The sequence below is a fragment of the Flavobacterium sp. KACC 22758 genome, from assembly GCF_028736135.1.
In the GTDB taxonomy this organism is placed as follows: Bacteria; Bacteroidota; Bacteroidia; order Flavobacteriales; family Flavobacteriaceae; genus Flavobacterium; species Flavobacterium johnsoniae.
The window spans coordinates 17,951-30,631 of the sequence record NZ_CP117878.1 but is presented as its reverse complement, the minus strand read 5'-3'; the positions used below and the strand labels follow the sequence as shown (position 1 = coordinate 30,631).

Here is a 12,681-nt window from a genome sequence, read left to right as displayed (position 1 = left end):
CGGGTAAAAATACGCTTCTTTTTGTAATATAGAAACTTAAACCGCAAAAAACGATTCGAGTTCTTGTAAGGTTTCTTTTGATGTTTGAATATCTTTTACAATTTCACCTTTGTTGAGCGCAACAATTCGATCACAAACTTCGACCGTGTGTTGTAAATCGTGGCTTGAAACCAAAACAGTAACGTTTGGATCATCAGCTAATTCATTAATAATTTTCTTTAAACGGCTTACTGTTGTTGGGTCTAAATTGGCAAAAGGTTCGTCTAAAATTACAACTTCAGGATTACCAATCAAAGTCGCAATTATGCCCACTTTTTTCTGATTTCCTTTAGATAAATCGCGAAGGTATTTTTTGTTGTTTAAAATTTCTCCGTTAAAAAATTCTTCGTGCTTTGCCAGTAATGCATCAATATCTGCTTTGTTTTGATGGCGAAGATCTCCAATAAAATAAAAATATTCCTCTGGTGTTAAGTATCCTATCAAGAAACTTTCATCTAAAAATGAACCTGTAAAAGATTTCCAGTTTTCACTTGTATTTACCTGAATATCATTGCTTTTTACATATCCTGTTGTTGGTTGAATAAGGTCTAACAGCAAACTAAAAAAAGTGGTTTTTCCTGCTCCATTATTTCCCACTAATCCAAAACTTTGTCCTTTTGGGATTTCAAGATTGTTAATGTTCAAAACTGTAGTTTCGTTATATTTTTTTGATAGTTGATTTACTTGTATCATGGTGTAATTGTTGATTTTAGATTAATTATTTAATTAACTCTTTTGTTTATAAGCACTTATTGTACTGTATTTTTCAATTTTATATCTTTTTTCGATTAATAAAAAAACTTTTTCTTTAAATATAAAACCTAAAACTCCTGCTCCTGCAACTAATGCTAATCCAAGATTTTTGTTGTCAAAATAAAGTCCGATTGCATACAATCCTAAAGGCAGTAAAATTTTTGGAAGTGTTAACAGCATTGCGCTGACATTGAACGCTTTTTTATCTCCAAAAGCACCGCTGGCATTACTTAAATCTATAGGCGTTTTGGTAAATGCACCACCCAAAAGAACCAAATGAGAATTGACTCCAATATTATAAATTGCTGCAACAACGATTGTTAGATAAATATACCAGCCAAAATAAACATAAAATGAAGCCAGAATTGTAGAAATAATTGTGGCAATAACAATCAGCCACCATTTTGCCATAATATAACCCCGATATGGAATATTTTGTGTCATCATTAATTGATAATATGAACTATCCCAGCTTGGTACAAATTGTCCAAAGACAAATAAAAATCCGCCAGAAACAAAAATTCCGGCTAAAAGATGCATCACTGGTTTGTCATATGTTTCAATTCCTCCGGAGAAAAATAAAAATCCGTAGAACAAAAAGAGAACACTCATAAAAATGGTTGTTTTAGATCTTTTATTTCTTTTGATAAGTTTAATATCATTTTTTAGAAAAGTTCCCAAAGTTCCAAACTGATTCAGCCATGAAAGATTTTCTGTCGTTGCAACATCTTGTTTTACAGAAAGACCTGCGTCCAGAAATAAGTTATTTTTGAAATATTTAAAAGTATAAACATACAAGCCTGCTAAAACTAAAACAGGAATTAAAAATAGGCCTTCTATATTATAAAAATTCTGAAAAAACGGAGTTGTAAATGTTGTAATATCAAACAATTGGTAAAACTGTGCCCCTGCCAAAGCCAAAATTAAAACCACAAATACAACAAACAATCTGTCAATATTGCTTAAAATAATATTCAAAAAATTATTGATATAAATAAAAGTCATTGCTCCTATATACCAAAAAACGATTCTAATAACGTCGTATCCTTCTAAAATTAATACAACTGAAAAAGGCACAAAAAATAAAGTGTGAACCCAGTTAAAAAAAGATAAAACCGTTTTTCCCAATGAAAAATGAACAATTACTGGTTTTTTAAATGGTAAAACCAATAATGGTTTGATATTGAGAACAGGAATCGATTGAAGTAATAACCTTATTACTAAATCAAAGAGGAAATAATAAATTAAAAATTTGTTTACTGTTACTAATGGTTCCAGATTCATCTCTTTTAGAACATAAAATGCTCCAACGCCCATTGCAACAAAAATTAATGAGAAATAAATCATTAAAAAACCTATTATGATTTTCATTGCCAGGTTTTTACCAAATGACGCCGACCTAATAAAGGCTTTCCATTCGAGATAAATAAACTTTTTAATCATGGTTAATTTAGTTTAGATTTTTGTAGTAAGAGATCAAATGTAGGAAAACGTTACAAAAAAAGTTAAAAAAAATATTTTAGTAAGTGTCAATTACTTATGGTTTGCTACTTTTGCAAAAAATTTAAATCATGCCTTCATTCTTAAAACTTATAATTAAAGAGGTAAAACGCGAAACTGCCGATGCTGTTTCGGTTCTTTTTAATGTTCCTGAAGAACTTAAACAAGACTATAAATTTATAGCCGGACAATACATAAACTTAAAATTAACTCTTGATAATCAAGAAATTCGTCGTGCTTATTCTATTTGTTCTGCTCCCGAAAGCGGAGAATTGAGAATTGCAGTTAAAGGTGTAAAAAACGGACTTTTTTCTCAGTTTGCCAACACGAGATTAAAAGCAGGAGATGTTCTTGAAGTAGGCCAGCCAGAAGGAAAATTTACTTTTGAACCAGATGCTGAAAGACAAAAAAATTATGCAGCATTTGCAGCAGGAAGCGGAATCACACCTGTTCTATCTATTTTGAAATCGGTTTTAAAAAATGAGCCAAAAAGTTCATTTGTATTGGTTTATGGAAATAAAACTCCTGAAGATACAATCTTTCATCAGGAACTTCATGATTTACAGTTACAATATGTTGGACGTTTTTTTGTACATTATGTTTACAGTCAGGCAAAAGCTGAAAATGCTTTATTTGGAAGAATTGAAAAATCAGCAGTAAATTTTGTTTTAAATAACAAACACAAAGAGCTTCAATTTGATAAATTTTTCCTTTGCGGACCAGAAGAAATGATTAATACCGTTTCTAATGTTTTGAAAGAGAAAAATGTAAAAGATTCTGCTATTAAGTTTGAACTCTTTACCTCTTCTTCTGAAGAAAACGTAATTCAAGGTTCTCAGGAAGGGCATACAAAAATCACAGTTTTGGTTGACGATGAAGAAACTACTTTTGAAATGTCTAAAAAACAAACCATTCTTGATGCCGCACTAAAACAAGGTGTTGATGCTCCTTATTCCTGCCAAGGCGGAATTTGCAGCAGTTGTTTAGGACGTGTAACTGCAGGTTCTGCTGAAATGACAAAGAATTCTATTTTAACAGACAGCGAAATTGCCGAAGGATTAATCTTAACATGTCAGGCACATCCAACATCAGAAACTATTTATGTTGATTACGACGACGTATAATATTTGAAAATTCCAATCCCGAAATTTCGAGATGAAAATCCAAATTCCAGACTAAATTGGAATTTGGATTTTTTTTATTCTATATTCACAAACTTGTAACGATGTGAAAATTTTCCTTCATATAGCTTAAAATTGTAATAAAACCAAATTTAAGCCAAAATATTGCGGAATTTTTATTATATTAGAGGGAAATTAACGCAATCATAATCTCCATATCTTTTATGCCGATTTTGTTGGGCTAAATCAAATTTGTCAAACATTTAAACATTAAATATCATGACAGCTCACGTACACCACTTTCATTTATATCTCTTTATTATGCTGGTTGTAACTGCTTCGCTATGCGTTCTGGCAGTTATCATAAAAATGAAAAACAAAAAAGGTCCCAAGTTGCTCAAAAGAGATAAATACAATTCAACTATGACCGAAAAAATGGTAGAAGTAAAAAAAACTGATTCGAATGTTTTTAATATCTGGCCTTATGTAAGCAGACTTAAATCGGCTAAAATTTTATCTAAAAAAATTAAAGATCAAGACTTAATTTATAAAGTTTACAGAGATTCATCTCAAAAATTCGAACATATTCTATTGTCAACCGAAGACAAAAATAACTTTGTCTCTATCATAGTAAACAAAAAAAGAAGAAAAACAATAGGATATTCTTTCCTCGATTCTAATGAAAAATACGATTTGAACAAGAATATTGCTTAAAATATTATTTTAGCAATTGCCCAGCGGGGTAAATTATTTACAGAATCACAATAAAAGAAAAAAGCTCCGGCGGAGCGACATATTATAAAAAAACATGTCGCTCCGCCGGAGCTTTTACTTTGTGAATACCATTCTTTGCTATAAATATTTTGCTTCTGCGAAGCTTACAAAAAAGCTCTTTTTTAGTCTTTCATTAAAGCTGCTCTACAACCTTATCAACAACCTGCTGTGGTAAAATTGTCTTCATCACATCCTCATAACCTTCAATAATTTTATTACCATAAACTGATGTTGGCAGTTTTGGAAATTGATTTCGGTCTGAAGTTAAAGCGTTTTCTAAACTTTGGTTAAAAGGTAAGAATCCTGCGTATGGATGCGTAGCGCCCCAAAGCGTAACGACTTTTACACCCAGCATTGCTGCGATGTGAGCATTTCCAGAATCCATAGAAAGCATCACATCAAGATTGCTTATTAATTGTAATTCCTGCTGAAACTTAATTTTTCCAGCCATGTTAATTACATTTTTATATGGTTCTGAAAGTGAATCCAGTATTTCGATTTCTTTCTTTCCGCCGCCGAAAAGTAGAATTTTGTACGATGAATTTTCAGCTAATTTTGCAATTACTTCTTTCATTAAATCTAAAGGATAAACTTTAGAATCATATTGTGCAAAAGGAGCAATTCCGATAAGTTTTTGATTTTCATTTCCGATAATGTCTAGAATATCAGAGTTTAAAACTGCTTTTTCCGGAAATTGCGGATTCGATAAGTCTAAAGGGAAACCTAGTTCTTCAAAAACTTTTGCATGTCTTTCAAACATGGTTGGCAATTGCTTGAAAATCTTGTTTTCTGATCTTGTCAATTCTTTTTTTCCTTCGCGTCCTTTGTCAACAGTGGCTCTTTTTTTTCCGCTTAAAGCGAAAAGCAAACTCACAACCTTAGATCTTAAAACATTATGAAGATCTGCAAAAGCATCAACTTTTAGTTTTTTTATGTCTTTATATAAGCGTACAAGACCAGGAAAACCTTTATGTTTTTCTTTTTCATCAAAAGCAAAAAACTCAAGATTTGGAATTCCTTCAAAAAAAGGTTTGAAAAACGGACGCGAAATAACGGTTAGTTTTACCGTTGGATATTGTTTTACAAAAGCACGTAAAACAGGAACCGTCATGGCGACATCTCCCATTGCGGATAGTCTCATGACGGCTATATGTTTAATCTTGTTGTTCGACAAGTCTGCCAATTATTTTTTATTTTGATATAAAACCGGGTTCAATTCGTCGTCGTTGTACATTTTCATTTGTTTGTACACTTTCATGAATTTATCGCCGTTTTCAATATCTGTCAATAATTCTTCGATTGCTGTAGATAAATCTGTTCTTTGTTCTAAAAGTACATTTAATTTTTCCTGACATTTATCTCTGTGTTCCTGAGTTGCTTCTGCACGAGTAGCTTCTTCATTCATGTGATAAATTTTCAATGCTAAAATTGATAATCTGTCAAATGCCCAGGCAGGACTTTCAGAGTTAATTTTTGCTCCGTCTTTTGCTTGTACATTACTGTATTTTTGCAAAAAGTAACTGTCGATATATTCAACCATATCTGTACGCTCCTGATTTGAAGCATCAATTCTTCTTTTTAAAGTCAAAGCCGCTACAGGATCAATCTGCGGATCACGAATAATATCTTCAAAATGCCATTGTACAGTATCAATCCAGTTTTTTAGATATAATAAATGTTCAAATTTATCTTTTGGATATGGATTGTTTATTGGCTGATCAACATTATCAAACTGGTGATAATCTTTGATGCTTTGTTCGAAAACTGAATATGCTAATTTTGAAAACATGTCTTTATTTTTTTATATATACAAAGATACTTTTTATACTTTTATGCTGCGAAAAAAAGAAATTATTTTTTGTTTTCATACAATAGTTCGTTAATAAATTAAAAAATCATCATGAAAATTCATTATATATCTGAAAACAATAGTGTTCTAAATCATTTTCTGGGACAAATTAGAAATGTAAATGTGCAGAACGACAGCATGCGTTTTAGAAGAAATATTGAGCGTATTGGCGAAATTATGGCTTATGAATTAAGCAAAATTTTACCTTACAAAGAGGTTGAAATTCAAACGCCGCTTGGCATTAAAAAAACAACTGAAATAGATACTGATTTGGTTTTATGCCCAATTTTAAGAGCCGGATTGCCGCTTCATAACGGATTTTTAAATTATTTCGATCATGCCGAAAACAGTTTTGTTTCTGCCTGCAGATATCATCCAAATGGTGGTGATGAATTCGAAATTTTGGTTGAATATCAGGCTATTTCAAATTTAAATAACAAAACCGTTTTGCTTCTGGATCCAATGCTGGCAACAGGACAATCTATAGTGGCGGTTCACAAAAAATTAATTGAAAACGCTGCACCTGCAGAATTTCACATTGTTGTAGTTATTGCTGCTCCGGAAGGAATAGCACATCTTGAGGAAAATCTTCCTGAAAATTGTCATTTGTGGGTGGCATCTTTAGACGAAAAACTTAACGAGAAAAACTATATTGTTCCTGGTCTTGGCGATGCCGGCGATCTTGCTTACGGAAGTAAATTATAACTGCGAGAAAAAAGTAAATAAGCTGCACAAAATCAGTACATAAAATACAATTTCGTTATTGAGTTTTTGCTGCATATATTCAACATGACTGGCTGCCATCATGGCCAATGGTGCAATACTAAACAATAATAAGTCATTGCTTTTATCTGGCGAAATGATGTAAACAAAAACAGCAATAAAAAAACAGGCAACTACTTTTTTATAAGAAGTATGTACAATTTGCGGTCTGTTTGACAAGGTAGTCAGCATTGAAAACACAAAAAACACAACTACTGCCGCATATATTGAAAGTGCTCCGTTTTCGTAATTATCTTTAAAATAATCTATTCTAAAATCGATTACTGCACGTTCCTGAAAGAATTTCGCAGCGTCGATATTGAACATTAATGAAATCATGAAAAAGATTATTGATACCGCCAAAAGTGCAATAAATGGCAAAACCCAGTTTCTATAATCTCTTGAAACGTGAAAAATAATGGATATAAAAACCAGTATTAAAAAGAGAACACTCCAAAATTGAAATAAAGAAGCTACAAAAATCCAGAATGAAGCATCAAATATTTTTTCTTTTGATGCTTTTAAAGACTGCAGTGAAATCAATCTTCGTAATGCCAGTAAAATAAAAAAGTTGGCATAAACTACATTTGAATTATTAAATACTGTTGGAAAAAATAATAGAAATAATAAATAGAAAAATATTGCGTAACCATTGTCTTTACTAAGCCCATTCTTCTTTACGATAAAATTTACCATAAAAAAAGAAGCAAAAATAAAGCACAATAAACTTATTTTTTGAAATATCGTAAAATAAGAATTTATCCAAGTTGTTTCTCGAATTTGAAACATAAAGAAGAAAACCAGTATCAAAATTACAACCAAGGAATAATTTAATGGCGTAGATTTTTTAAAAACACTTGTTATCATAAGGATATTTTATACTTTTGTGATTGTAAATATAATACTTGTTTAAAAAGGAAACCAACAAGTTGAAGAAAGATTCTTCTTTTTGAATTTTACTTCAATGCGTTAAAACAATAATAATCTATAATTTAATAAAATTATGAAAGCTTTTTTTGAAGGAATTCAATACTTATTCGTTAACATTTTGTTTGCTCCGCTTGACTTTTTACGTCGTTTGGAATTAGTTACATGGTTTGGTGCAAATACTATTAACTGGATTTTCATGATCATCTGTGCATGTGCAATCGTTTATTGGATTAAACAATTACGCATTTTTGATGATGCCGGAACAGAAAACCAAGATACAACAGCTCATTCATTTTTAAAATAAAACCAAACCCTTAATTAAAAGGGCTGGTTCAAATATTTTTTAAATTAAATCGAAGCCGATATCTTTTCTAAAATACATCTTATCAAAGCTTAGTTTATCTATGTTTTGGTAAGATTTTTTTATGGCCTCCTGGAAATTATCTCCATAAGAGGTTACAGCAATTACACGTCCTCCATTAGTAACGACATTTTTGCCATCTAATTTTGTTCCTGCGTGAAAAACTATCGAATCTGTAATATTTTCTAATCCAGAAATTACTTTTCCTTTTTCAAAATCTTCAGGATATCCGCCAGAAACTACCATTACAGTTGTGGCGCTTCTTGGGTCAACTTCTAAATTAAAGTCTCCTAATTTTTGATCTGCAACAGACAAAAACAATTCAACCAAGTCAGATTTTAATCTTGGAACCACAACTTCAGTTTCAGGATCTCCCATTCTTACATTGTATTCAATAACGATTGGTTCTCCTTTTACATTGATAAGACCAATAAATACAAATCCTTTGTATTCGATTCCATCTTTTTGAAAACCTTCGATTGTTGGTTTTACGATACGTGTTTCAATTTTTTCCATCAAAACAGCATCCACATAAGGAACTGGAGAAACTGCTCCCATTCCGCCTGTATTTAAACCTGTGTCTCCTTCACCAATTCTTTTATAATCTTTTGCCGTTGGAAGAATTTTATAGCTTTTTCCATCTGTTAAAACGAAACAGCTTAATTCGATTCCATCTAAGAATTCTTCGATAACTACTTTTGAACTCGCTCTTCCAAATTTAGCGTGAACCAGCATGTTGCGTAATTCTGTTTTGGCTTCTTCAAGATCCTGAATAATCAAAACTCCTTTTCCAGCAGCTAAACCATCGGCTTTTAAAACGTAAGGAGGCTGTAAAGTTTCAAGAAATTTGCATCCTTCTTCAACAGTTTCGGCAGTAAAACTGTCATAAGCCGCAGTTGGAATATTATGTTTCATCAAGAATTCTTTTGCAAATTCTTTACTTCCTTCTAATTGAGCCCCAAGTTTTGATGGCCCAATAACCGGAATATGTTTTAAACTATCGTCGTTTTTAAAATAATCGTAAACTCCTTTTACCAACGGATCTTCTGGGCCTACGACTACTAAACTTATATTTTCTTTAAGCACTAATGCTTTTACTGCTTCAAAATCAGTTGGAGATATTGCAACGTTTTCAGCAATTGCAGCAGTTCCTGCATTTCCCGGTACTACAAAAAGTTTTTCGCAAAGCGGACTTTGAGTCATTTTCCATGCAAATGCATGCTCTCTTCCGCCTGATCCCAATAGTAAAATTGTCATGGTGTTGTTGTATTTAGTTGTGGTGCAAAAATACTTGCTTTTGTACGTAAAAAATAATTAAATCTTTAAAAAGTTGTTGGTTCTGCACTGTTAGTAATTCGTAAACATTATTTTTGACAAAAATTTTTCTGAAAATGATCCGCCTTTTTGATATTTCTCTTCAATTAAATGGTTTTCCTATAAAGAAGGCTAAAACCGAATTGGATAAAATTGTTCGTTTTTCTGAAAAAGAATTTGCTTCATTTCTTGAAAGCAAAAAAACAGAAATTGTTGATTTTCATATCAAAAACAATCCTTTTTACAAAGGATTAGCAGGAAATGCAACGGCTCAAAATTGGGAAAATCTTCCTGTTTTAAATAAACAAAATTTACAAAAACCACTGGAAGAAAGACTTTCAAAAGGTTATTCTAAAAAAAATGTTTACCTCAACAAAACATCCGGATCAAGCGGAACTCCTTTTGTTTTTGCTAAAGACAAATATTCGCATGCTTTAACCTGGGCATCAAACATTATGCGTTTTGGCTGGTTTGGAATTGATTTTAATCATTCGTACCAGGCACGTTTTTATGGAATTCCAATGGATTTTATGGGATATCAAAAAGAACGTTTCAAGGATTTCTTAACGCATCGTTATCGTTTTCCGGTTTTTGATTTATCTAATGAAGTTTTGGAGAAATTTCTGCAAAAGTTCAAAACAAAAAAATTCGATTACCTCAACGGATATACCAGTTCTATTGTTTTGTTTGCTAAATTTTTAGAACAAAAAAACATTATTTTAAATGAAATTTGCCCAACCATAAAAGCTTGTTTTGTTACTTCGGAAATGCTTTTTGAAACGGATAAAAAATTGCTGGAAAAACAATTCGGTATTCCAATTATCAGCGAATACGGCGCATCTGAACTAGATTTGATTGCTTTTGAAAATCCTCAAGGCGAATGGCAGGTAAATGCAGAAACTTTGTTTGTTGAAATTTTAGATGAAAACAATAATCCTGTTCCAAACGGTACGGAAGGAAAAATTGTAATTACTTCTCTTTTTAATAAAGCAAATCCCTTTATTCGATATGAAATTGGCGATATTGGAATTCTCGACGAAAAAAGCACTCCGCAAAAACCAATTCTAAAAAAACTTATTGGAAGAACAAACGATGTTGCAATTTTACCAAGCGGTAAAAAATCGCCTGGCCTAACCTTTTATTATGTAACCAAAAGCATAATTGAAGATGATGGAAATGTAAAAGAATTTATCATCAAACAAACCAAATTAGATACTTTTGAAATAGAATATATTGCTGAAAAAGAGTTGATTTCGGCGCAGATTGAAAAAATAAAAGAAGCAATTGATTTATATCTGGAACCTAATTTAAATTTCACTTTCACTCAGAAATCGGTTTTAGAAAGAACCAACCGTGGAAAATTAAAACAGTTTAAATCTTATTTGTAAAAATAAATCTTCCCGTTTTTAAATTCTCTGTATATATCTTTGTTTTATAATTAACTGCGTATACAAAAATCGAATCATAAGCAAAACAGAAAATAAAAAACTGTATCCGTGAAATTCTCTGTAAACTCCGAAATTGTGTTTAATTAATTTAAATTTTGAAGAGGAAACAGAGTCTTTTCTGATTCTGTAAAAAGCTAAAGATTCTGGGATTGGTCTGGCTGTTTTAATTTGTTTTAAAATCGTAAGCCAAATTCTCCAATCTTGTCTTTTTTGCGAAGTTTCCATAATAATTTTCCCAAAATAATCTGCATCGTAAATAGCCGTTAAATTCCCCACGTAATTACAATAAAACAATTGTTTATAAGTAAGCGGATTGGGCGATTCAACTTTTCTGTTTAAATCATTTCCTTCATCATCTATAGAATCGTAAAAGCTAAATGTAAAGTGTAAATTGTTTGTTTTTAAAAACTGAATTTGTTTTTCTAATTTCTCAGGAAACCATAAATCATCAGCATCTAAATAAGCAATATATTTTCCCTTGGCTCTTTCCAGAGCAGCGTTTCTAGCAAAACCATTTCCTCGATTCTCAGGTAATTTGAAGAGTTTTATTCTAGCATCATTTTTTGAAAATTCTTCGATGACAAAAGCGGTTTTATCTTTAGAACCATCATCAACTAAAATCATTTCCCAATTTTGATAGGTTTGATTTTTAACTGATTCTATTGTCTCTCTAATGAACTTTTCAGTATTATAAGTTGGTGTTAAAATTGATACTAAATCATTCATTTTAAATCGGGTGTATTTGGGATTTCAACAACAGCCAGAATTTTTAAACAAATTCTGGCTGTGTGAGTTTACTATTTTATATAACTCGAAAAATCTTTATGTTCTTCTTTTGCCAGTTCTTCCGGAGAAAGTGATTTAAAATACTCATACGTAATTTTCATTCCTTCAGCACGGCTTACTTTTGCTTCCCAGCCTAATAGTTCTTTTGCTTTTGTGGTATCTGGCTGACGCTGTAATGGATCGTTTATTGGCAGCGGATGATATACTACCTTTTGATTTGTTCCGGTCAATTTAATAATTTCTTCTGCAAAATCTTTGATTGTGATTTCGTCCGGATTTCCAATGTTTACTGGATAAACATAATCTGAATGCAGTAATCTGTAAATACCTTCAACCTGATCGTCTACATAGCAGAAAGAACGTGTTTGCATTCCGTCGCCAAAAATCGTTAAATCTTCACCTCGTAAAGCCTGTCCAATAAAAGCTGGAATTACACGTCCGTCGTTTAATCGCATTCTTGGGCCGTAAGTATTAAAAATACGTACGATTCTGGTCTCTACTCCATGAAAAGTATGGTACGCCATTGTTATTGATTCCTGAAAACGTTTTGCTTCGTCATAAACTCCACGAGGGCCAATTGTATTTACGTTTCCATAATATTCTTCTGTTTGTGGATGCACTAATGGATCTCCATAAACTTCTGAAGTTGAAGCAATCAAGATTCTTGCTTTTTTTACCCTTGCCAATCCCAATAAATTATGTGTTCCCAGAGATCCAACCTTAAGCGTCTGAATTGGGATTTTTAAATAATCAATAGGACTTGCCGGTGAAGCAAAATGTAATATATAATCAAGATCACCAGGAATGTGAACAAACTTAGTAATATCATGATGATAAAATTCAAAATTTTCTAATTTGAATAAGTGCTCAATATTTTTAAGGTCACCTGTAATCAGATTATCCATCCCGATAACAAAATATCCTTCTTTGATAAATCTGTCACATAAATGCGATCCTAAAAATCCTGCAGCTCCAGTAATAAGTATTCTTTTCATGATAATTGTTTATACATCGCAAATGTAACTGATTTGAAAATTATTTTTC

13 protein-coding genes are annotated in these 12,681 nt (G+C 31.7%); 5 read left to right on the top strand and 8 right to left on the bottom strand.

The annotated features are described in order from the left end of the window. Positions 1-36: 36 nt before the first annotated feature. Both PQ462_RS00150 and PQ462_RS00145 read right to left on the bottom strand, forming a co-directional pair. Entirely contained in the window at positions 37-732 is a 696-nt protein-coding gene (locus PQ462_RS00150) for an ABC transporter ATP-binding protein (protein ID WP_274251922.1), read from the bottom strand. A gap of 33 nt (positions 733-765) precedes the next feature. Further along, positions 766-2,235 carry a DUF5687 family protein gene (locus PQ462_RS00145; RefSeq protein WP_274251921.1) on the bottom strand — a complete coding sequence of 490 codons (1,470 nt, stop codon included), beginning with the start codon at positions 2,233-2,235 and terminating at the stop codon, positions 766-768. Positions 2,236-2,363: 128 nt separating this feature from the next. Here PQ462_RS00145 and PQ462_RS00140 point away from each other — a divergent pair, with 128 nt between their 5' ends. Together PQ462_RS00140 and PQ462_RS00135 are read left to right on the top strand one after the other, a co-directional pair. After that, positions 2,364-3,416 carry a ferredoxin--NADP reductase gene (locus tag PQ462_RS00140; RefSeq protein WP_274251920.1) on the top strand — a complete coding sequence of 351 codons (1,053 nt, stop codon included), beginning with the start codon at positions 2,364-2,366 and terminating at the stop codon, positions 3,414-3,416. Between the two features lie 276 nt (positions 3,417-3,692). Next, entirely contained in the window at positions 3,693-4,127 is a 435-nt protein-coding gene (locus tag PQ462_RS00135) for a hypothetical protein (RefSeq protein ID WP_012023133.1), read from the top strand. Positions 4,128-4,320: 193 nt separating this feature from the next. Here PQ462_RS00135 and PQ462_RS00130 read toward each other — a convergent pair whose 3' ends face one another. Further along, complete coding sequence (locus PQ462_RS00130) at positions 4,321-5,328, bottom strand: glycosyltransferase family 9 protein (protein WP_274251919.1); 1,008 nt, start codon at positions 5,326-5,328, stop codon at positions 4,321-4,323. A gap of 42 nt (positions 5,329-5,370) precedes the next feature. Next, positions 5,371-5,976, bottom strand: coding sequence for a DUF4254 domain-containing protein (locus PQ462_RS00125; RefSeq protein ID WP_274251918.1), 606 nt, complete (start codon positions 5,974-5,976; stop codon positions 5,371-5,373). A 111-nt stretch (positions 5,977-6,087) separates the two neighbouring features. Here PQ462_RS00125 and upp point away from each other — a divergent pair, with 111 nt between their 5' ends. Beyond that, the gene (gene upp, locus PQ462_RS00120) at positions 6,088-6,741 is read left to right on the top strand and encodes a uracil phosphoribosyltransferase (RefSeq protein WP_274251917.1); all 654 of its coding nucleotides are present in this window, start codon (positions 6,088-6,090) and stop codon (positions 6,739-6,741) included. Here upp and PQ462_RS00115 read toward each other — a convergent pair. Next, positions 6,736-7,665, bottom strand: a complete 930-nt coding sequence (locus tag PQ462_RS00115) for a DUF6427 family protein (RefSeq protein WP_274251916.1) — start codon at positions 7,663-7,665, stop codon at positions 6,736-6,738. The two genes, upp and PQ462_RS00115, sit on opposite strands and share 6 nt — an antisense overlap. Before the next feature lie 136 nt (positions 7,666-7,801). On the opposite strand from PQ462_RS00115, the gene PQ462_RS00110 reads away from it, so the two are divergent. Beyond that, positions 7,802-8,032, top strand: coding sequence for a DUF6341 family protein (locus PQ462_RS00110; protein WP_012023128.1), 231 nt, complete (start codon positions 7,802-7,804; stop codon positions 8,030-8,032). A 39-nt stretch (positions 8,033-8,071) separates the two neighbouring features. Here PQ462_RS00110 and purD read toward each other — a convergent pair whose 3' ends face one another. Then, positions 8,072-9,346 (bottom strand): phosphoribosylamine--glycine ligase, encoded by a 1,275-nt coding sequence (purD, locus tag PQ462_RS00105; protein WP_274251915.1) that lies wholly within the window; start codon positions 9,344-9,346, stop codon positions 8,072-8,074. Between the two features lie 134 nt (positions 9,347-9,480). On the opposite strand from purD, the gene PQ462_RS00100 reads away from it, so the two are divergent. Then, positions 9,481-10,791 (top strand): phenylacetate--CoA ligase family protein, encoded by a 1,311-nt coding sequence (locus PQ462_RS00100; RefSeq protein WP_274251914.1) that lies wholly within the window; start codon positions 9,481-9,483, stop codon positions 10,789-10,791. An 18-nt stretch (positions 10,792-10,809) separates the two neighbouring features. On the opposite strand, the gene PQ462_RS00095 is transcribed toward PQ462_RS00100, so the two are convergent. Beyond that, positions 10,810-11,577 carry a glycosyltransferase family 2 protein gene (locus PQ462_RS00095; RefSeq protein WP_274251913.1) on the bottom strand — a complete coding sequence of 256 codons (768 nt, stop codon included), beginning with the start codon at positions 11,575-11,577 and terminating at the stop codon, positions 10,810-10,812. A 71-nt stretch (positions 11,578-11,648) separates the two neighbouring features. Then, the gene (locus tag PQ462_RS00090; protein ID WP_012023123.1) at positions 11,649-12,632 is read right to left on the bottom strand and encodes a UDP-glucuronic acid decarboxylase family protein; all 984 of its coding nucleotides are present in this window, start codon (positions 12,630-12,632) and stop codon (positions 11,649-11,651) included. Positions 12,633-12,681: the final 49 nt, after the last annotated feature.